15 protein-coding genes are annotated in these 22452 nt (G+C 51.1%); 10 read left to right on the forward strand and 5 right to left on the reverse strand.

Translation table 11 applies throughout. From position 1 onward, the window contains the following. Positions 1 to 252: 252 nt before the first annotated feature. The 5 genes from NST07_RS16595 to NST07_RS16615 all read right to left on the reverse strand — a co-directional run bounded on the left by NST07_RS16595 (position 253) and on the right by NST07_RS16615 (position 7434). Complete coding sequence (locus NST07_RS16595; protein ID WP_342481900.1) at positions 253 to 1998, reverse strand: ABC transporter substrate-binding protein; 1746 nt, start codon at positions 1996 to 1998, stop codon at positions 253 to 255. Positions 1999 to 2074: 76 nt separating this feature from the next. Then, entirely contained in the window at positions 2075 to 2977 is a 903-nt protein-coding gene (locus NST07_RS16600) for a carbohydrate ABC transporter permease (RefSeq protein ID WP_341093161.1), read from the reverse strand. 9 nt (positions 2978 to 2986) lie between these two features. After that, positions 2987 to 3946, reverse strand: coding sequence for an ABC transporter permease subunit (locus NST07_RS16605; RefSeq protein ID WP_342481901.1), 960 nt, complete (start codon positions 3944 to 3946; stop codon positions 2987 to 2989). Positions 3947 to 4070: 124 nt separating this feature from the next. Next, entirely contained in the window at positions 4071 to 5630 is a 1560-nt protein-coding gene (locus NST07_RS16610) for a response regulator transcription factor (RefSeq protein WP_341378616.1), read from the reverse strand. Next, positions 5623 to 7434, reverse strand: a complete 1812-nt coding sequence (locus tag NST07_RS16615; protein WP_342481902.1) for a sensor histidine kinase — start codon at positions 7432 to 7434, stop codon at positions 5623 to 5625. The genes NST07_RS16610 and NST07_RS16615 overlap by 8 nt, the downstream gene beginning before the upstream one ends. A 285-nt stretch (positions 7435 to 7719) precedes the next feature. Between NST07_RS16615 and NST07_RS16620 the strand changes: the two genes are divergently transcribed. The 10 genes from NST07_RS16620 (at position 7720) to NST07_RS16665 (ending at position 22293) form a co-directional block, all read left to right on the forward strand. Continuing rightward, a complete protein-coding gene (locus NST07_RS16620) occupies positions 7720 to 10530 on the forward strand; it encodes a sugar-binding domain-containing protein (RefSeq protein WP_342481903.1) in 2811 nt (936 codons plus the stop codon). 324 nt (positions 10531 to 10854) lie between these two features. Beyond that, entirely contained in the window at positions 10855 to 11598 is a 744-nt protein-coding gene (locus NST07_RS16625; protein ID WP_341093170.1) for an FCD domain-containing protein, read from the forward strand. Between the two features lie 5 nt (positions 11599 to 11603). Further along, entirely contained in the window at positions 11604 to 13670 is a 2067-nt protein-coding gene (locus NST07_RS16630; RefSeq protein ID WP_342481904.1) for a hydantoinase/oxoprolinase family protein, read from the forward strand. Continuing rightward, positions 13667 to 15646 (forward strand): hydantoinase B/oxoprolinase family protein, encoded by a 1980-nt coding sequence (locus NST07_RS16635; protein ID WP_342481905.1) that lies wholly within the window; start codon positions 13667 to 13669, stop codon positions 15644 to 15646. The genes NST07_RS16630 and NST07_RS16635 overlap by 4 nt, the downstream gene beginning before the upstream one ends. Positions 15647 to 15718: 72 nt before the next feature. Continuing rightward, positions 15719 to 16888: an extracellular solute-binding protein gene (locus NST07_RS16640; protein WP_341093174.1), complete on the forward strand. Its 1170-nt coding sequence runs from the start codon at positions 15719 to 15721 to the stop codon at positions 16886 to 16888. A 41-nt stretch (positions 16889 to 16929) separates the two neighbouring features. After that, positions 16930 to 18057 carry an ABC transporter ATP-binding protein gene (locus NST07_RS16645; RefSeq protein WP_341093176.1) on the forward strand — a complete coding sequence of 376 codons (1128 nt, stop codon included), beginning with the start codon at positions 16930 to 16932 and terminating at the stop codon, positions 18055 to 18057. Next, the gene (locus NST07_RS16650; RefSeq protein WP_342481906.1) at positions 18054 to 18971 is read left to right on the forward strand and encodes an ABC transporter permease; all 918 of its coding nucleotides are present in this window, start codon (positions 18054 to 18056) and stop codon (positions 18969 to 18971) included. Before NST07_RS16645 ends, NST07_RS16650 begins: the two co-directional genes overlap by 4 nt. Further along, the gene (locus NST07_RS16655) at positions 18964 to 19797 is read left to right on the forward strand and encodes an ABC transporter permease (RefSeq protein WP_341093178.1); all 834 of its coding nucleotides are present in this window, start codon (positions 18964 to 18966) and stop codon (positions 19795 to 19797) included. The genes NST07_RS16650 and NST07_RS16655 overlap by 8 nt, the downstream gene beginning before the upstream one ends. A gap of 5 nt (positions 19798 to 19802) precedes the next feature. Then, on the forward strand, positions 19803 to 21017 hold the full coding sequence (locus NST07_RS16660; RefSeq protein WP_341093179.1) for a Xaa-Pro peptidase family protein: 1215 nt from the start codon (positions 19803 to 19805) through the stop codon (positions 21015 to 21017). Positions 21018 to 21087: 70 nt separating this feature from the next. Continuing rightward, entirely contained in the window at positions 21088 to 22293 is a 1206-nt protein-coding gene (locus tag NST07_RS16665) for an MFS transporter (protein WP_342481907.1), read from the forward strand. Positions 22294 to 22452: the final 159 nt, after the last annotated feature.

Genomic DNA, 22452 nt, shown 5'->3' on the forward strand with positions numbered 1-22452 from the left:
GAAGGGCCACTGAGAAATTCGGCTTCTTTAATATATTCATCATTAAATTTAGCCACCGAATTTCCATCTGCCATTATGGTGATATTACATCACCTATATCAAAGCTGCAGAGTAAAAGACAATTTGATGCACACAACTTATAATTATAATATTTATATAGTTGGATGTAAATCAACTTAATCGAATAGGGGTGACCCACAGCCATAAATGACTGCTTGGGACACCCCCTGCCGTTATCTACACTTAATACCCTTATTTACTGCTCCATAAGGCTACACGGTCTTGAACGAATTTGGTGTAGCCTTTTTCCATTTTCTCAACGCCGGCTTTATCCAGTTCAGCCATGTAGGCATCCCAAATTTTATCGAATTCGGCCGGTTTCGCCAGGATGGCCTGGGGAATGCGTTTCCACGTAATATCCCTCATTTTGTTACCCAGAATGGAGACTTCATCCTCGCCCGGAATCGCGATATTCCATGCCGCTCCATAAGCTTTTTCGGTGAATTCTTCTTCTTTCGGGAACAAATCCTTCCAGGTGGTAGCCTTATAAGCGGCTAAGATTTCTTTTTCGACATCGCTGTAACCCAGTACAAGCTGTTCCGGGAAATTTTTAGTGTAATAGTTGCCGGTTGAGTCCTTGGCGCCATCACCGTAGTGGACCATCATATTCCAGTAGAAGCCGAGCCCGGATTCTTTCGTAAACGCCGTATTGTCGTTGTTAATCCGGTCCTGAACTTCTGCAGGAATGACACGTTTGCCGTTCTCCACTACATAATGCTTTCCTTCAATCCCCCAGTTGTTCAGGATTTGTCCTTCATCGGAAGCGAGGTAATCCAGGAACTTAATCGTACGGACCGGATCTGGATTCGTGCTGGAGATCGAGATGCCGTAACCACCCATGAAGCCGGTAGGCCAGAAGCTGGTTTCCTTATATTCTTTCGTAAGCGTTACGGGATAGTGGCCGTAGGTCTGATCGAATTTCCCTGCCGTCTTGAGTGCCTGCTGGGCGTCGTTGTAGTCCCAATCCTGGTCAATCAGGCCGAGCACCCGTCCGGTGGCTACTTTAGCTTTGTATTGGTCATACTTCTGGACGAAGCTTTCCTTATCAAGCAGGCCGATGTCATTCATATGGTTCAGCCAGCGGAAGTATTCTTTCTCCTCTGGACGGCGGAAGTGGTAGATGGCCTCATGTGTCTCCTGATCGACGTAATATTCCCCGTCATCCGAGCCGCCTGTCGTGGCAACCGCAGGGTTGGTGACGGAAATATACATATGCCAGTCATCTGCGTTCAGGGAAACCCCAATGTTTTTGTTGCCGTTCTCATCGGTGGGATGCTTCTCCAGATAGGCTTTGATCACATTCTCATAATCAGCAACCGTTCTGATTTCCGGATATCCGGCTTCTTTCACCACGCGGTGCTGCAGTTCGAACCCGCCCCCGGCCACGAATTTCTTCTCATCTACTGCTGCCCAGGTCGGAATGGCATAGATGGACTGGTCTTCATTGGTATACTTGGCCCGGGCGAGGTTATCGCCGAGCACACGTTTGATGTTGGGCGCATATTTATCAATTAATTCGGTCAGATCGATGACCGCTCCGGCGTCGACAAGCTTGCCGATATCCGCTTTAGCGGAAATAATATCCGGATATTCGCCGCCGGCTGCGATCAATGCGATTTTTTGCTGCGGGTCACCGACAGCAAATTCCGCATCGAGGGTAACACCTGTTTTCTCTGTAAGTACTTTACTGACTTCGTCTTTCATATTGTTCCAGTTCGGATTCGGGTCCTCCGCGAAGAAGGAGAGGGTAAGCGGACTTAAATCTTCGGCTTTCGCCGTAGCCTCTGCGGTGGCGCTGCCACCATTTGTAGCCTTAGTGCCTCCGGCATTCTCTGCGGTATTCTTGGTATTGTTCGAGCCGCCGCAGCCAGCCAGCACACTGAGGAGCAAGGTCAAGACCATCAGAATGACGTACGGTTTCGCTGTCTTTCTTGTCATAAATAGAAACCCTCCCTTTTTCTGGTCACAAAATGTATTGTATACACAGGCTAAGCCTGCCGATACCGGAGACGGACTAGCTTTTTACTGAACCCAAAGTCATGCCTTTGACGAAATAGCGCTGCAGAAACGGATAGACGACCAGAATAGGTACAGTGACGACGATCGTGATCGCCATTTTGACCGATTCCGGAGAGATTTGAGCCATAACCTCGGTCATATTGCGGCCGCGGAAATTATCTGCATTGGTCGTCGTGCTCTGGATGACCTTCATCAACTCAAACTGCAGGGTGGTCAGCTCATCCTTGGAACCGTTATAGAGGTAGGTATCTAACCAGGAATTCCACTGGCCGACAGCCAGGAACAGGGCGATGGTTGCCAGCGCCGGTTTGGTTAGCGGGAGAATAACCCGCCAGTAAATCGTAAAGTCGTTAGCCCCGTCCAGCTTGGCGGATTCCTGCAGGGCGTAAGGGAGGCCATCGATGAAGGAACGGATGACGAAGACATTAAATGCACTTACGAGACTGGGCAGGACATAGACACCGAAGGTCCCCATCATATGCAGATTTTTGATCAGGATGTAGATGGGGATCAGTCCGCCCGAGACGTACATAGTAAGCGCCAGAAATGTGGAGACAAATTTGCGGGCCTGAAAGTCTACCCGGCTCAGGGTGAAGGCCAGCATGGAGGCACTGACTAGCCCGAGGATCGTGCCGATGACGGTGCGCAGGATAGAAATTTTAAGTCCGGTCATTAGCCCGGAATAGGCAAAGATCGTCTCATAGTTCTTAAAGGTGAAGACACGGGGGAAAACCGTAATCCCGCCTTTGATACTGTCTGTGGAGTCGTTGAAGGAAATCGCCAGCACATTCAAAAAAGGATACAACGTGGCTATGGTCACCACAGTAATCGCAACATAGACTACCAAATCGAAGATGCGGTCCGACCAAGACGCAGCGGCCATTTTTTTGTTCAGCATAAGGGCCTCCTATATAATGCTTTCCTTCGTTATTTTTTTGAAAATTCCATTGGCCACAAACAGCAGAATCACACTCACCACAGAGTTAAAGATGTTAATAGAAGTACCGAAGGAGAAACGTCCCATGCCCAGTCCATAGTTCAGTGCATATAGATCCAATGTCTGCGAGAAGTCGCGCACCAGATTATTTCCTAGCAGGAACTGCTTCTCGAAACCTATACTGATTAAATGCCCGATTGAAATAATGAGCAGTATAACAATCGTAGTCCGGATGCCGGGCAATGTAATGTTACGAACCTGCTGCAGACGGCTCGCACCATCCACCCTTGCGGCTTCATACAGCTCCGGGCCTATACCCGAAATGGCTGCTAGATAGATAATCGTGTTCCAGCCCGTTTCCTTCCAGACATCCGAAGCCGTGACAATCCCCCAAAAGAAATGGCCTTTGGCCATAAATTGAATAGGTTCACTGATAAGATGAAGGCCCATCAGCAGATCGTTCACCGCACCGTTGTCGGTAGATAGCATCTTGCTGATAATCCCGGCGGCAACTACCCAGGATACGAAGTGGGGAAGATAAGAGACCGTCTGTACGAAGCGTTTCAGAATTTGCAGCCGCATCTCATTCAGAAGGATGGCGAATATGAGGGGAATGATGAATCCGGCAAGCAGGCCCATGATACTCATAGCGAGCGTATTGCGCAGCGCATTGAAGAATTGCTCATCCTGGAAAAGCTCTCTAAAGTACTGCAGACCGACCCATTTCTGCTCGAAAAAGGATTTGCCGGGTTTGTATTTTTGAAAGGCCATAGTCCATCCCCATAACGGCAGGTAGTTAAATACAAATGCCCAGAGCACAAACGGGATGGCCATCATATAGAGATATTTCTGCTGTAGAAACGTTGCCCAAAAGCGTGAGGCAGGCTTCTTCGGCTCCAGCTTCATTTTGGTGGTGGTAATCGCTTTCATTTATGTCCCTCCTTCGATATGGCATTATCATAAGCTACAGTAAATCAGGGAAACACCCGAACATTTTATATAAAAAACAGGGGGAAATCAGCTCTTTTCGTAAGCGATTTCTGAAACTTCGTGCTCACACAGAGCTTCCTCTACGGTAGACGGAAGGAGAGATCCCTTCAACTTTTTTGAACTTTTCGCGAAAATAATCCACATCGCTGAATCCGACTTCGCTCGCAGCCTGATGGATTTTCCAGCCCTGATCCAGCAGCTCCTTGGCTTTTTCAATGCGGACCTTGTCCAGATAGCTATTGAAGGAAAGGCCTGTACTGTTTTTGAAAAGCTTGCCCAGATAAGCGCTGCTGTAAGTAAACACATCCGCCAGCGTTTCGAGTTTCAAGTTCTCATTGTAATGGCGGTGAATAAGGTCTAGCAGTCGCTTCATTAAGACGTCCATATCGTCTCGGGTAATTACGCCGGCATACTGCTCCAGCATAGTGGTGATGTAGCGATACAGCTGGGGCAAGGAGGTGTGTTTATAGATTTGCTGGATTTGCTCATCCATCCGGTTGTGCTGCAAAGCCAGCTCACTGTATTGGAGTGAGAGTTTGTTGATCAAATGCGTGACCATTCGTACATAGCGTGATTTCATAGCCATCTCGGAGTAACTGGCGGCGATCATCAGTTCACCGGTTTCCTGGATTAAGGAAGGGAGTACATCGAAGCTGCCGATATCCATGGCGAAATACAGGCGCTCCACCACAGAATCAAGCCTGCATTCCACTTCCTCCGGTCTGACCTTGAGTACTTTCTTCAGCTTTAGGGAATCCGGTCCAATCATACCTGACTCGTCGTAGAAAAAATGCTCCTTCATCCGTACCAGTGCGGATTGGCGGGAGACGGGAAGCTCCTCCAGGGTATCCACCATATCACCCGCTGTGATGATGCATTCAAGCCCATGGGCAGTTACGGCTTGCTGTATATTCTGTACCATTAATTTGCGTACAAGCTCCTTCTGATAAGAGGGCTGCAGGAGAACCCCCAAATAGGAGTCCAGCGAGAAGACAATCCCCCACGCCTGTTCATCAAAGCTTGCTGCAAGTCTGGCTTTTACGGCCGTTGAAGGCCCGTTGTCCGCATTGTCCTGGAGCAGCAGCCGGATCAGGACTACCTGATAGGAATCCCATAGCAGTCCTGCTTCATGGATGGATGCCTCCATTGATGGCAGCATCTGCGGGCTGTTCTCCATCAGCAGGGATTGAACCAGCATTTCACGGCTCCATACCTTGACGGCAGCATGATTCTTGCGATGGGAGCTCCGCGCATCCAGCTCAGCGGACAGTTTTGCCAGATATAACTGCAATTCCAATTCATCTACCGGCTTAAGTAAATAGTTATCAATGCCAAAAGCCAGTGCACGCTTAGCATAGTCGAAATCGGCATAACCGCTGAGGATAATGATGTGCATCTCCGGATCGTTTTCCCGCAGCTCTTTAATAAGCTCCAGACCATCTCTGCCGGGCATCCGGATATCTACAATCATCAGATCAGGACTATAGAGTTCATATTTATACTTGGCTTCTATGGCGTTCGCCGCTGTATCTATAATCTGAAATCCACTGCTCTCCCAGTCCAGCAGAGCAGTAAGTCCTTCACGGATTGCCAGCTCATCATCCACAATCAACACACTATACATAAGAATCGCTCCTCAGGGGGATGGCAAAGCTAATCTGCGTTCCGAATCCGGTTTGACTGGACAGGGTAAGTCCGCATTCCGGGCCGTAGGTTAACTGAAGCCGCAAATGAATATTGCGCATCCCGATATTATTGGTTTCATAGTCATCCTTGTTCTCCAGCATCTGCCGGAGTTCTTGCATCCGTTCTTTGGAAATACCTATGCCATTGTCGGATACCTGCACCTTGAGCTGTTTGTCTTCTATACGGATATCCACCCGGACCATACCGCCGTCAATCCGGTTCTCCAGCCCGTGGATCACACAATTCTCCACCAGGGGCTGAATGATCAGTGGCGGAATCTGAATACTGTGAGCCTTGGGGTCTACTTGAAGCTCATAGGCTAACCTATCATCATAGCGGAATTTCTGAATGATCAGGTAGCAGTTTACGGTCTCCAGCTCGCTTTCCAGGCTGATCATCCCATTGCCGACCTCCAGGTTTTTGCGCATCATTTTCCCGAGCAGCCGCACGACCTGGGATATATCAGACTGGCCCCTGACTAGAGCTTTCATGCGGATGGATTCCAGAGCATTGAACAGAAAATGGGGGTTGATCTGGCTGGCCATCATTTTGAATTTAATCTCATTCTGCTTCAGCTCGATTGCATTCTTTTGCCGGTTGGATTCCTGTACCTCGCTCATGAGGTCGTTAATATTCCGCACCATATGATTGAACTGTCTCGCCAGCTGGCCGATTTCATCTTTACCGTCAATTACCAGCGTAGCACTTAGATTACCGGAAGCGACCTTGGAAATATGTTTGCTTAAGTGCAGCATCCGTCCGGTGAGTACCCGGGAGAAATAATAGATAAGCAGAATAGCCATCAGTAATGCAGAAATAATGACAGCGGAAGCCAGTGAGATAATCCGGTTGGGTTCGCTCACGATACTTTCAACGGAAAAGATGGAGATGATGCGCAGACTGTTCAGGCTTCCCCCTGGATGCCAATCATCAATCAGCATTTTGAAAGGTTTGCCCTCAATCGTTATATCATAGGGACCTTGTCCGGCGATCGCGGCAGATACAGGGCTGAAGTTAATATCATCCAGTGATTTGCCCAGCGTATCTGCACGGTTGGAGGCTACTATATTGTCGTTCTCATCTACTATTATGGTTTCAAAAGTCTCCTGATTCAGGATGGCATTTAGTTCGTCCGTATTCACATTTACAACTAAAACTCCAGCGGTACGCTGCTTCAGAAAATCTACTTTGCGGATCAGACTGAGATAATACCGGCCGTCGCGGTTGTCACGGATATAATTCCAGCAGACCAGGCCTTTCTTGGCGATAGCGGTTTGATACCACTGCTCCTGTGTGACCGTATCATCCGCCTGCAGAAACTCCCAGTTGTCAAGAATCGTGGGGTTATTGATATACAGGCGGATGCTGGAGATCTCTTTGTACAGACGGATAAAATCACGAAAGTCAGGATAGTCCCAATATGCCTTCACAACATCATAGACCGACTCGTACCGGTGGTTGGCAGCTTCCTCCAGCCGGCTGTCATTGGACAGCCGGTAAGCAATGTCGAGCGGGACGCCCAGCATTTCGCCGGTCCGTTTTTTCACCCGGTCCACATTGGCTGTAATTTGCTCCAGAGCATTGTCCATCGCCATATTCCGTAGTTCACTCGTCAGAAATAACCCAACAATCAACACTGGAATTAAGGCGACACAGCCAAAAGACAAGAACAGCTTCGTCCTGAGCCGCAAATTGTTCATTAGAGTGATGATTCGGGCATACACAAAAACAAACACCTCCATTAATAAAATTGATAGCGCTTACAATTAAGCGCATCGTTAAACTATCATCCATTAAATGTAATACAATATGCATTTATTGTCTCGTGAAAGAACTATATAGATTGAATTTGGAAAATTAAAAAGGGGGGAAGTGAAGGAGGAGAAGTTTGGATACTTACGGAGCGACTAAAGAAGCTGAGAAGTAAGATGGGTGAAGCAGGAAACAGCTATGTTCAAGGAGAAAGTAATGGGGAACCAAAGATCAGGAGTAACAACATAGGGTTGCATAGATTACCATGATTAGGAGTGAAAGAGTTGCAGACAAAGATTAGCCTTGAAGGCGAGTGGAAATTGCAATTAGATAAGGAGAAGCAGGGACTGCAGCTGCCTTTTTCTGATTTCATTACCTTGCCGGGAACGACATCACATGCCCGCAAGGGACCGAAGAACGAAGAGGTTCTGGTCAGCGCCCTGACAGATGAGTACCTGTTCGAAGGGTCGGCCTGGTATTCGAAGGAAGTAGTCATTCCAGAAGAACTCGCAGGAAAGACTTGTTTTCTATATTTGGAGCGTACCAGGCTTACGACACTCTGGCTGAACGGTCAAGAGATTGGCAGCCGTGATAGCCTGAACACCGCGCATGTATATGATTTGACAGGGAAGCTTCATCCTGGCAGTCAGACACTCACTGTCCGGGTCGATAATACCGGTTATCCGACCAAAGGCGGACATATGACTTCGCCGGACACTCAGACCAACTGGAACGGAATCACAGGACGCATCGAGCTTCAGTTCTACGGCAAGTCCTATTTGAGCGGAATTCGGCTCGATCCGAATCTGCCCGAACGTTCTGTCCGAATCACAGGAACACTGGAAGGAACGGCTGTAACAACGATTGCTGTATCAGCTTCCAGTTTTAATAGCCAGACAGCCCATTCAGTGGCTGAGCAGGAATTCACAATCTCGCCGGGGAACTTTACGATCGACTACACGTTAGGTTTGGATGCGCTTCCTTGGAGTGAAACCGCACCCAATCTCTATAACCTTAACATCCTCCTGAAGGATGGAGCAGTCGGAACCGGCGAATTGTATGAGTCGTTCTTCGGCTTGAGGGAGTTCAAGGCGGACGGCGAGAAATTCACGATCAACGGGGAGAAGACTTTTCTCCGCGGTAAACATGACGGGCTGATCTTCCCATTGACCGGATATGCCCCGACTGACGTAGAGGAATGGCTTAGAATCCTGGGGATTTCCAAATCCTATGGTATCAACCATTACCGCTTCCACACTTGCTGTCCGCCGGAAGCGGCCTTTACCGCTGCCGATAGGCTCGGGATCTATATGGAGCCGGAGCTGCCGTTCTGGGGAACGATTACGGAACCAACCGACGAGGGTCATAACCAGGCGGAGCAAGACTATCTGGTCAGTGAAGGATATGAAATTCTGAAAGCGTTCGGTAATCATCCGTCATTCGTGATGATGTCGCTAGGCAATGAGCTGTGGGGCAGCAGAACCAAGATCGATTCCATTCTCAAAGACTATAAAGCATTCGACAATAGACCCCTGTATACTCAAGGCTCGAACAACCACCAATGGGTTCCGGAAATTCTGGAGCATGATGATTTCTTCTGCGGAGTGCGTTTCTCGAAGGATCGTCTGTTCAGAGGCTCTTATGCGATGTGCGACGCACCGCTCGGTCATGTCCAGACTGCGCTGCCGGGTACGATGAAGGATTATGACGACCAGTTCGTTCCACCGTCCCTGCAGGGCAGGGAGATAGCAGAAGCTGGAGGCACTGTCCAAATTCAGTATGGTACCGAAGCCAAGACGGTGCAGGTCGGAGACACATCCGGGGAATGGATGCCGCATATTCCTGTGATCTCGCATGAGATCGGGCAATACGCGACTTATCCGAATTATGAGGAAATCGGCAAATATACAGGAGCGCTCAAAGCTGGGAATTTCAAAATTTTCCAAGAACGGCTGGAAAGCAATGGCCTGGGACATCTCGCGGGCAAATATTTCGCGGCTTCTGGACAGCTGGCGGCTGCTTGTTACAAAGAAGAGCTTGAGGCCGCTTTCCGCACCCGGAGACTTGCTGGCTTCCAGCTGCTGGATCTGCAGGATTTCAGCGGACAGGGTACAGCCTTGGTTGGTATCCTCGATGCCTTTATGGATTCCAAGGGAATGATCACGCCTGAAGATTGGCGCACCTTCTGCAGCGATGCTGTCCTGTTGGCAAGATTCCCGAAATACAACTACGTCTCCGGAGAAGTCTTCAGCGCCAGCGTCGAGCTGAGCTGGTTCCGGCCCGGAACACCAGACTCCCTTGTGCTGCAATGGGAGTTGACCACAGATGGCAGAACGCTGGCCGAAGGCTCAAGTGAAGTTAACATCCCGGCGGGTTTGAATTACATCGATATCTGCCAGCTGGTCATTGATCTTCCTGCCGTCCAGAGGATGACCAAAGCTGTACTTACTCTGAGAATCGCCGGATCAGATATCCGTAAATCCTACGACCTGTGGGTATATCCAGAGAAAAGCAGTTCCGTGCTGGATGGCATCCGCATTTTCGAAGAGCTTTCCGATGAGGCACTTGCGCTGCTGGAGCAAGGTGACAACGTGCTGCTCATGCCGAAACCGGAGTCGCTTCATAACGCTGTTGAAGGCTTCTATTGTACGGATTTCTGGTGCTACCCTATGTTTCGCTCCATCTCTGAGAGCATGAACCGCCCGGTACCTGTTGGTACCCTGGGGCTGCTGATCGACAACAGCCATCCTGTGTTCCGTGATTTCCCGTGTGAACAATATTCCACGTACCCTTGGTGGAGTATCATAGAGAACTCAAAATCAATTATCCTGGACGGAACCGACCGGGAGTGGAGCCCAATTGTGCAGACAATCGACAACTTTGAGCGTAATCATAAGCTGGGGTTCCTTTTTGAGTGCCGAGTAAGGGCGGGCAATCTGCTGGTCTGTGCCCTCGACGCCAGTAAAGCAGGCGAAACGCCGGAAGGAAGACAATTCCTGTCCAGCGTAGCCGGTTATATGGCATCCAGCGAATTCAAACCGCAGTACACAGCAAGCGTATCAGAGCTGCACAAGCTTATTCAATAAGCATCAGGCCCAGTTCATTCTATATAGATCTTAAGTTCAATTTTACAGGGAGCCGTTTATCGGCTTCCTGTTTTTTTTAGATATACAGAAGTAGAAGAAGGAGAGATTGTGATAGGGAGATCAATCAAGCATATTGAAAATAGATATCGAATAATAACCTCGCAGAGTAGGCTTTTCTTGCCCGTTAGTGCTCATAAAAATAAATTGTCAAAATCATGCTTTATTTGGGAGTATTTTGTTGTAAATTTGTCATTATTTAGTTATAATTCTATTAATCATCAATGAGTAACGACGTCAATCTAGCAACATGAAAGGATGAACAGAGTGGCACTGGAATCGCATCATCTGCAGCTCGAGTATGAATTCTTAAAGGCTCTGAGGAATGCTGAAGTTCCGCTAGGAGCCAGCACTCTGGTTCATACGCTGGGGAAGAAATATGAACTCAGCCAGGCAACCATCGGACGCAAGCTGATGGAATTTGATTTCGAGGGCTATACCGTTCTGGAAGGCCGGAAAGGGCGTATTCTGACGGAAAAAGGAACAAGGCGCATTGAATATTTGGAGAAAGAGCTGCACCAGAAAAATGTGAATTCTCAATTCCTGCAGCTATTGAATAATTCAGGAGAGTCCGCACTGGTGGATGTGTTAGTGGCCAGACGGGCGCTTGAGCGGGAAATTGCCGCACTGGCTGCACAGCGGGCTACAAAGGAAGAAATCAGTCTGCTAGAGGCTTCTATTGCAAGTCAGAACAAGCTGTTATCGCAAAATATCATTCCCTATGAAGAAGACCGTGAATTTCATACTTTACTAGCACTTACGGCGCGTAATCAGGTATTGCTCCATGCGGCTCAGCTGGTATGGCAAACCGGCAAGGACTTCCTGGAAACCGCCTATATTCGCCGTACGGTGGGCAGCGAGCTTGTGGTTGATCACCGTAAAATTCTGGATGCCGTTGCTGCGGGTTCACCTGAGCAGGCGGAAGCGGCAATGGTTATGCATATCAATCAAATGATAGAGGATGTCAAACGTTATTACGCTATCCAAAATCAGGAACAGCGCAATTTGTAAATGCTTTGAATAAAGGAGTGGAAAGTGTGGAGATCCATTACCGCTTAGGCATAGATATTGGCGGAACCTTTACGGATGCCATTGTTACAGACGGGCAGGGCCAGATTGTCGCGGCGCTCAAAATACCCTCGATAGCCGATGCTCCCGAACAGGCGATATTCCAGGCATTAGACCAGCTGCAGTCGAAGGGAGTGGACACACGCAAAATTGAGCTCTTCGTACATGGTACTACACTTGGCGTAAATACGCTGATCGAACGCAGTGGTGCAGTTACCGGGCTGCTGGTGACCAGAGGTTTCCGGGATGTACTCGAAATACGCCGCTTGCGGCTTGAGAATACAACTAACCTCTATGGGGATAAAACGCTGCCGCTTGTCCCGCGTCAGCTTGTAAAAGAAATTGATGAACGTCAGCTCGCAGACGGCAGAGTGCTCACCCCACTGGACCCGCAACAACTGCTCCAGGCAGTGGATGAATTGATGCAGGAGGGGGTTACGGCGCTGGCCATCAGCTTCCTGCATTCTTATGCCAATGCCGGGCATGAGCAACTGGCCGAACAGCTGATCCGTGAGCGTTATCCGCAGCTGTTCATCTGCAGAAGCAGTGCAATCTGGCCGCAGCAGCGAGAGTTCGAGCGGACGCTGGCCGCAGTGATGAATGCTTATGTAGGCGAACGGATGGGGTCTTATTTCAAGCGTCTGCAAGAAGGAATCGGACCCTACGGCGTATCGGCGACGCTGCTGTCCACCATGTCAAACGGTGGTATGATGACCGCTGCCCGCGCTGCGTCCGAGCCAGTAAGGACGCTCCTGTCCGGTCCTGCCTCGGGTGTGATTGGCGCAACCTTTATCGCGGAGCAGGCAGGGATTAACCAGGTCGTTACCTTCGACATGGGCGGGACAAGCGTAGATGTCGCCTTAATCGACAAGGAGCCTGCTTACTCCACAGAGAATCAGGTGGGGGATTTCCCGGTCATCATCCCTGCGGTAGATGTAACCGCCATCGGAGCAGGCGGAGGCTCGATTGCCTGGGTTGATTCGGTCGGGGTATTGAAGGTAGGGCCACGCAGTGCCGGCGCCAAGCCGGGCCCGGCGTGCTACAACCGCGGCGGCAAGCAGGCAACAACCACGGATGCCTATTTGTATTTAGGCATTCTGCAGGCCGACCGTTTTCTCGGCGGCCAGATGCAGCTGTTCCCTGAACTGGCTGAACAGGCGCTTACGATTTTGGGTGACCAGCTCGGGCTAACTGCCAAGCAGACGGCGCAGGCCATTCTGGATGTGGCCACTGCGAATATGTATGCCCAATTCTCACCGCTGATGGCGCGAAAAGGAGTCGATCCCCGTGACTTCACTCTGCTTGCCTATGGGGGGGCCGGCCCGATGCATGCTTTTCTGATGGCACGTGAAGTTGGCATCCGCCGGGTGCTAATTCCACCTTCTCCTGGCACGCTTTGTGCTCTGGGCTGTACGGTTGCCAATTTGCGCAACGACTTTGTCTTCACACTTCACAAGCGCAGCCGTGGACTGGATGCCGGAGAACTTCAGACACATTTCTTTTCGCTTGAGCAGCAAGGACGCCGCTGGATTGAGGATGAGGCTAAGGGCGGAGTAACCCTGGGCGGTACATACGTCATTTACAGCGCGGATATGCGATATGAAGGACAGGCATTTGATCTGGAGGTTATCCTCTCAGATTCTGATATTTCTGATCCTAAAGAAGCGGAGATTAAATTCCACCGCAAATATGAATCCGTGTTCGGAATCAGCCAGCCGGAGGCGGAAGTCATGTTTGTCAATCTGCGGGCAAGTATCGTCGGGCTTCTGCCAAGTAAGATTAGGGCAGCTTCTCCGCAGGTAGCAGGCAGTGGAAAACCTGTGGAGACCCGGGGAATCACTTTTGACGGATTGGATTACCAGGCTAAGGTGCTTAATCGGGAGCATCTGAACGCAGATACAAGAATCTCCGGTCCGGCTATCCTTGAGGAATATGATACGACGGTGTTTGTACCTCCCGGCTACACAATACACGGAGATGCTAACGGAAATATTATCGGGGAGGCAGATCTATGATTACGGATAAAGTTTTCCTCGAAATCTTCAATAACCGGATTCAGGCAGCAGTAGAGGAAATGGCCAACGTTGTGCTGCGCACCGGCTTTACCGCTTTTGTCAAGGAAACGGGTGATTTCGGCACCTACCTGTTATCGCCGGAAGGCGAGACGTTCGGCTCTCCGCTGAATACGGGATACAACCTCTCCCTCGGAATTCCTGCGGCTACCGCCATCAAGTCAATACACCAGTGGCAGGAAGGTGACATAGTCATCTGCAATGACCCCTATACCACGGGGGGGATGGTTACCCATCTGCCGGATATTCACCTGATTAAGCCTTATTTCCATGACGGCAGGATCATTGCTTTTGGACTTTGCTTCGTACATTCTTCGGATGTCGGCGGAAAGGTTCCGGGCAGCGTATCGCCAAGTGCTTATGACATACATATGGAGGGCATCCGGATTGCGCCGGTCAAGCTGTATGAGGCTGGCCGCAGGAATGAGCAGGTGCTCCGGCTGCTGCTGGACAACAGCCGGATTCCCGGGCAGAACCTTGGCGATCTCAATGCGCTTATGGCAGCGCTGAACAGAGGGGAACAGCGGCTGAAGGAACTCATCGGCAGATATGGTGCGGAGCAGGTGGAGCAAGGCATTGAGAATCTGCTGGAGTATGCGGAGCTTAAAGCCCGGGCAATCATTCAGGATATTCCCGACGGCTCCTATGACTTCTGGGACTATCTGGAGAAGGGTCCCGGCGGCTATCCGATCCGGCTGCGCTGCCGCATGACAATTACCGGCACGGATATCTATCTGGACTTTAGCGGAACCGACCCGCAGGTTAGAGCTTCGTTTAATATTCCGACCCATAACCAGCAAGGGCACTATATGCTTGTGCCGGCGTTGATCCGTTACTTCCGGACACTGGATCCGGCGATTCCATGGAATTCCGGGATGGTGCGGATGGTGCGCAACTACGCGCCTCCGGCATCGGTGCTCAATCCGGAACCGATGGCGGCAGTAGGTGCGCGAGCGGCGACCTTTATCCGGGTGATGGATGTCATTACAGGGGCGCTGAGCCAGGCGCAGAGCAGCAAGGTGCCGGCTGCAGGAGCAGGTCAAGCCTGCATTGTGATGATGGCAATGACCGATGCTTCCGACGGCAAGAGCAAAGTCGGTGTAATTCAGCCGATCTGTGGCGGATCAGGGGCAAGACCGATGAAGGATGGGATTGACGGGATGGATTTCGCCGTAGGCCATTTGCGGAATACCCCGGCTGAAACGGTTGAGGCGGAGATGCCTGTACTGATTGAACGTTACGGTTTAAGGGCGGATTCAGCCGGAGCCGGCAAATTCAGGGGCGGCAGCGGCATCGACCTGCGCGTCAGGATTCTCAGTCCGGATACCGTGATGACCGCAAGAAATATGGAACGGATGGAATTCCAGCCCTGGGGCCGCTTGGGAGGTGGTGTAGGTAAGCATGGAGAAGCGATATTTAATGAAGGCCGGCCAGATGAACGCAACCTTGGCCGGATTGATGAGCTTTTACTACAACCGGGAGATACCGTGACTTTTCTGTCCCAGGGCGGCGGCGGATATGGAGATCCTTATGAACGGGAATCTGCATTCGTACTGAATGATATGCAGAAAGGACTTTTGTCGGAAGATCAGGCGCGGGAGCAATACGGTGTAGTGCTAAATTCAAATGGCAAAACCATTGATGAAGCATCCACTAAGCTGCTGCGTAATGGCCGCAGTAAGAATCGGGAAGCTTTCAGCTTCGGGGAAGCCCGGACTGCGTTTGAAACGGTGTGGACGGATAAAATGCAGCTCGCCGTGAACGCTGCTCTGAGCAGCTATCCGCTGGCACTTCGGGATTATTTGAAGAGACAGACGATGGCAGAAGCTGAGTCCAGAGTTGCTGCGGGCCATCCAGTTTCGGCTTCAGCAGTACCAGAGATCATGGAAGAATTGCGCAGGGGAATAGGGCTGCGCTGATGACAACAGCGGCTATGACCGGAAGGCGACAAAATTAGGAATTATATTAAATAACCTGAAGGAGAGAACCGAATGAGTACTCAAAAACTTAAACGCTCTTATATCTTACCGGCAATGTCGCTTGCCATGATTGTGGCACTATCAGCTTGTGGAGGGGGAAACAACGCGAATAACGCTACCGGAAACAATATTGCTGATAACAATCCTGCCGGGAAATCGGAAGATTCGACAGCAGCCGGCAGTGGTGAAAAGGTCAAGCTGACCATGTTTATCTGGGCCGGCTCCAATCAGGATGTGGTTCCTAAAGAAGTCGTAGCAGAGTATGTGAAGAACCATCCGAATGTTGAGGTGACCTTCGAAGAATCCTCCAATGCTGTAATGTATCCTAAAATGCTGGCAGGCAAGCAGGCTGACCCGAACAATCCGATTGTAAACTTCGGTTATTTCAACGCAGATGCTTCAGCCAAAGGCGTCAATGACGATATGTGGGAGCCGCTTGACCCGGCCATAGTCACCCATATGAAGGACATTCCCGAAGCATTCCACACCGCTGATAACAAGGGCATCGTCTGGGGCGTGTCGAGCTTTGCGCTGGTCTACAACAAAGATCTGGTAAAAACACCGCCGACAAGCTGGAACGACCTGTGGGGAAACGAAGAGTTCAAAGGGAAAACTGCATTGTGGGATTACATGTTCTATTCTTATCTGTCCCCGCTTCTGGCTGTAAAAGGGGAAGAACTCGGCGCATCCTACGAGAATCCAGAGCCGGCCTTCCAGTTCTGGGCGGATAACAGCGAGCAGATCGGCACACTGGTTACCTCGAACGACCAGCTTAAGGGTCTGCTCGATTCGGGCGATGCCCTGATTGCTCCGTTCAGCTCACAAGTAGCACAAACTTGGATCGACGGCGGCTCGCCGCTGGCCGTAGCTTATCCTAAGGAAGGTGCGATTTCCTTCCCTTATTCGCTGCAGGTTGTCAAAGGTTCTACGCCGGAGCAGGCAAAAGTGGCCAACGAGATCATTAACGAGCTGCTTAGCGCAGATGCGCTGTCCCGTTACGCCGAGGCGACAGGCACTCCAGTGACGAGCACGGCAGCAGTCATCCCGGATAAATACAAGGATGATCCATCCTTCTCCGTTGAGGAGCAGAGTAAGGGAATGAATCCTGACTGGGATACGCTGGCCAAGAACAGCTCCGCCTGGAAGGAACTGTGGGACCGTCTGGTCAAAACAAAATTATAAACCGGCTGCTGGCAGCAACCGGAGAGATGGGAGTTGGGACAATGAGTGACGGAGTGGGGCCGATTGCAATCGAGACGCGTGATGTGAGCAAGCGTTATGCGGGAAATACGGCCGTTAATCAGGTGTCGCTACAGGTGAAACGGGGAGAATTCGTCTCTCTGCTCGGGCCCAGCGGCTGTGGGAAAACCACGCTGCTCCGGCTTCTCGGCGGCCTGGAGCAGCCTGATGAGGGGACTGTGCTGCTGTCAGGACAAGATGTCTCGGGGATTCCGGCTTATGGACGAAATACAAATATGATTTTTCAGCAACTGGCGCTGTTCCCGCATATGGATGTCTACAATAACATCGCTTACGGTTTGAAAGTCAAAAATACCCCGAAGCACGAAATTAAACAGAGGGTACAGGAGATGCTGGAACTGGTGCAGCTCGGCAACTACAGCCAGCGCGCCGTCTCCCAGCTATCCGGCGGACAGGCGCAGCGCGTTGCCATCGCCCGTGCCTTAATCAACAAGCCGGAAGTGCTGCTGCTGGACGAACCGTTGTCTGCACTGGATTTGCAGCTGCGGCTGGATATGCAGCGTGAACTGAAAAGGATACAACGTGAATTCGGGGGCACGTTTATCTTCGTTACCCATGATCAGCATGAAGCGATGAACATGTCTGACCGCATCGGTGTCATGCGGGGCGGCAAGCTGCTCCAATATGCGACGCCCGATGAAATCTACGAACGGCCGGTGGACAGCTTTGTTGCCAAGTTTATCGGCGACACCAACCTGCTTCGGGTGAAGGTACTTGGTGCGGAAGAAGGCCGGGTCTGGGTTCAAGCCGGCGGCTTGAAGCTTGCCGTACGCCCGCAGGAAGGGCTGCCCCCGCTCCCTGCGGGGAGTACGGGTTCACTCTCCGTCCGTTACGAGTATCTCCGGATCGGAGAAGCGGCAAGTGACTGCGACAACCGGCTGGAAGGAAGAGTGACCGAATGTGCATATGGCGGTGCAAGCATCCGCTACACGCTGGATATGGGTGGCCATATCCAGCTGCATGCCAGCACACTGTATCAGCGGGGGGATGCCCGGTATGCTCCGGGCGACTCGCTGCAAATCGGATTCAATCCCGAAGACGGTCTTCTCCTGCCCGTTGATGGCCCTCCACTAAGAGTGGGTTCCTTATGATGAAGGCTGCCGGCAAGCTCGCGGGTCTGTTCTCTCCGGGGAACCGAACCTGGGCGGCTCAGCTGCTGCTGCTGTTGCCTGCGCTTGCCTTGATGGGCATCGTATATCTAGGTGGACTGCTGATCTTCGGCCGGTATAGTTTTGATCTCTACGAGAACGGGAGGCTGATCCGGGACTGGAATCTCGATTCCTACCGTTCTTTCCTGGGTGACCCTTATTATTGGACCTTGATAGGTACCACCTTTCGAGTCGCCGCCAAGGTAACTTTTTGGAGTCTGCTGCTTGCCTATCCGCTAGCCTACTGTATTGCCGGCCTGAAACGGAAAGGCTTACAACAGTTCTTCTTGCTGCTAACATTTCTTCCGCTTCTCGTCAGTGCTGTTGTCAGATCATATGGATGGCAGCTGCTATTGTCTAAGCAGGGTTTTATGAACTGGCTGTTCATAAAGATGGGACTGACGGATAGCGGATTTGAGATGATGTATAACGAGACCGGGGTTACCGTTGCGCTTGTACATATCTTTCTGCCGTTTATGGTGTTCCCGATCTTGAATGTGCTTACCCAAACCGATGATTCACTGAAAGCGGCAGCCCATGATCTGGGCGCACGTCAATGGCGCACGTTTCTAACCATTACACTGCCCTTGTCCGCGAGGGGCATTGCGAGCGGGGTGCAGATTGTCTTTACACTCTGCCTGACCGCATTTACAACGCCTCAATTGATCGGAGGCGGGCGCGTCATGACGCTTCCGGTACTGATCTATCAGCGGACATTGGATACGAACTGGCCGATGGCGGCTGTGGCGAGCCTCTTTTTGTTTGTTTCATCGATCTTTGTATCATTGATTGTGAACAAGTTAGCTGACCGGCTGATGTTCCGGCGTACCCGGACGGGAGGGCAGACCCATGACTAAAAAACCACGGGATTACAAATGGATTCTCTACGTATGTGCAGGGGCCGTCGGATTGTATCTGCTGCTGCCGTTGTTGATGATCCTGGTAACCTCAGTGAGCAGCGGAGCCTCCAGCAAGTTTCCGCCCGAGGGGCTGACGCTGGAATGGTACAGCCGTCTGGGTGATCAGAAGCAGTTTCTGGAAGCCTTCCGGAACAGTATGCTGTCTTCAGCGGGTGCAGTTCTGCTGGCTCTGGTTACTGGCACAATGGCTGCGCTGGCGATAGTCCATTATCCTTTTCCGGGCAGGGGACTTTTACGCGCCTTTTTCATGTCGCCAATGGTAATGCCCAAGATTACATTAGGTGTGGCGTATCTGATCCTGTTCTCAAAGATGCACATCGCTGGCGGATTATTTGCCCTGATCCTGGGGGAGGCGGTCATCGTCCTGCCGTTTGTCCTGTCCATTGTTGGCAGCGCTCTCGCCAATCTCAATCCGGCACACCGCGAAGCTGCCGCCGATTTGGGGGCCGGACCTTTTCGCATTTTCTTTACGATCACATTGCCGCAGCTGCGGCTTTCGCTTGTTTTAGCCGGTTCGATTGCCTTTGTCTTCACCTTTGATCAGGTCGAGACGGCACTGCTTATCTTACGTCAGGGAAGTTATACCTTGCCTATACAGCTCTTCTTGTACATGGAAAAATGGCAGGATCCTACGGTCGCTGTCGTGTCCATGGTGCTTATCGCTTTTGCACTTGTTCTGTTTTTTGCAATCAAACTGCTCATCCGCTCCGCACCGGGTCTGGAAAAACTGCTCGGCAGCCGAACGAAGAAAAGGAGGTCTTGAACCTGATGGACAAGCAAATCTCGAATCCTGTTTCCGGAGTCAACCGGCCGCGTGCCGCTGAACTTATGGCAACCAGAGGTCTGGCCGCTCTTGTGGCGACCACACCGGAAAACATCAACTATATTCTTGGCTCGCAGCTGCGGGCCAGCAACTGGACGATGCAAATTTATGCTGTACTGCCGCGTGAACCGGAAACCCGTCCCTGTGTCATTATTCCTACCAACCGGCTGGGTGTAATTGCGCAGCTGGGGATTACCGGAGCAGATTTATATGTGTACAGCGATTTTTTTGTGGAGGGGTCTATCGAAGGCAAGCCATCTACTCCGGATATTGATCTTTTTTACACTTTGCTGCAAAATACGACAACCTATGCGGGGCCGATTGAAGCGTTGGAAGCGGCTCTTGAAGCTCTTGGGCTCAAGGGACAAGCAGTAGGGGTGGATGAAATGAGAATTGCTCCAGATCTGCTTGCTAAATTTGCCGCTGGACTTCCCGGCGGACAGGCTGTTGCAGCCTACCAGCTGTTCCGCCAGATCCGGCAGATCAAAACACCGTTTGAAATCGAACGTCTGCGGAAGTCTGCAGTTCTGAACGAGACGATTGAGCAGCAACTAATCGGTCTGATCGCCGCGGGTGTGCACGAGAAGGACTTGGCCGACCATTACCGGCTTGCCGTGATGAAAGCAGGGGGCACCCCCGCGATGACGGCAGTTGGTGCGGGTCCGCGCAGCGCTCTGCCGCTGATTGAGAATTATTTCCGCGTCATCGAGCCGGGGGACCAGATCCGTTTTGATCTCTGTCTTCAGTTGGACGGATACTGGGGAGATACAGGCCGGACTGTAGTGCTTGGAGAAGCCACACCTTGGATGGAACAGCACTTTCATGCAGTGCGCAGCGGCTGGGAGCAGGCGCTTGAAATGATCCGCCCCGGCGTAAAAGCATCTGACGTCTTCCAGGCAGCTGTAGCCAGAGTTCAGAAGGAAGGCATTCCGCATTACCGGCGCCAGCATGTGGGGCATGCCATCGGCCTGGAATTGTACGATGATGTAACTCTGTCGCCCGGAGATCACCGCATTCTGCAACAGGGGATGGTGCTGTGTGTGGAGGTTCCTTATTATGAACTGGGCGCAGGCGGATTTCAGATTGAAGATACGATCGTGGTGACAGCAGACGGCTACGAGTTCTTAACCCAGATGGAACGAAAGCTGTTCCGCAAATAACAAGGAGGGTTCCGGTCACCCTGTCCTGTTCCGACAATCGGAGTTTCTCCAGCAAAGAAAGTAGGGAGCAATGAAAATTCAGCAGGGTTCAAAATCGTTCCGAAATATTAGTCTTGCCCTGTTTGCCGGAGGTTTTGTCACATTTGCGCTTCTTTATACCCTGCAGCCTTTGATGCCGGAAATTACCGAAGCGTTTGGAATCACGCCGACGGAATCCAGTTTAACCTTGTCGGTCACCACTCTATCCATGGCATTGACCATGCTGTTCATCGGTTCCGTATCCGATGCGGTTGGCCGCAGAGCCATTATGACGGCCTCTCTGGTTGCAACTTCCGTGATCGCCATCATTTCCGCTTTTAGCCCGTTTTTCCCCGTATTGCTGCTGTTGCGTATATTACAAGGCATTGCGCTTGCTGGATTGCCCGCTATAGCAATGACTTATCTTGTGGAAGAAATCGAACCCCTCAGTCTGGGTTATGCAATGGGTCTTTACATTAGCGGCAACTCCATTGGAGGAATGGGGGGCCGGATCATCAGCGGGTTGTTGACCGACTGGTTTGACTGGCGCGCAGCTGTCGGTGTCATTGGCGTGTTGGGTCTGGCTGCGGCTTTGATATTCTGGAGGGTGATTCCGCCTTCGCGCCATTTCGTGAAGAAGACAGGCAAGCTGGGCCAGGTGATTCCACTGCTCTGGTCGCAATGCCGTAATCCGCGGCTCCTTTGTCTATATGGGCTAGGTTTCCTGCTAATGGGCAGCTTTGTCTCCTTGTTTAATTATATTGGCTTCGAGTTGACCGGTGAACCGTACAATCTTAGCCAGTCACTGGCCGGCAGCATTTTCGTCGTGTATCTGATGGGAACCTTCAGTTCCACCTGGATGGGGCGGCTGGCTGACAGGTATGGCCGTACCGGTGTCATTAGGTTAACCCTTGCCATCATTTTAACGGGAGCACTTTGCACGATGCATCCCTTCTTATGGGTCAAAATCATCGGCCTTGCGCTGTTCGCCTTTGGTTTCTTCGGTGGCCATTCCATTGCCAGCAGCTGGGTGGGCCTGGTAGCTGATGATCATAAGTCGCAGGCCAATGCACTGTATCTCTTTTTCTACTACGTAGGCTCTAGTGTAAGTGGTACAGGCGGCGGGTTGCTGTACAGCCATTTTGGCTGGTTCGGCATCATCGGCATGATCGCAGCCTATGTGGCAATTAGCCTGATGTTATGCGGCTTCCTAGTGCATAAGAGCGGGGAGAGGCACTCAGAAACTTTAATTCCATAAACTAAGAAGAGGCAGCCGCCTGACGGCTGTCTTTTTTGTATGATCGCCGACTGAGGATAGACTATAAGTTCATCAATAAACGTCCATTTTCAGCAGTGAAGGAAATATCTGCTTGTCTACTTTCCTTAAAAAACTTGGTAAGGTAGAGGTTAGCAATTA

The organism is Paenibacillus sp. FSL L8-0340, from assembly GCF_038593145.1.
GTDB lineage: Bacteria > Bacillota > Bacilli > Paenibacillales > Paenibacillaceae > Paenibacillus_AQ.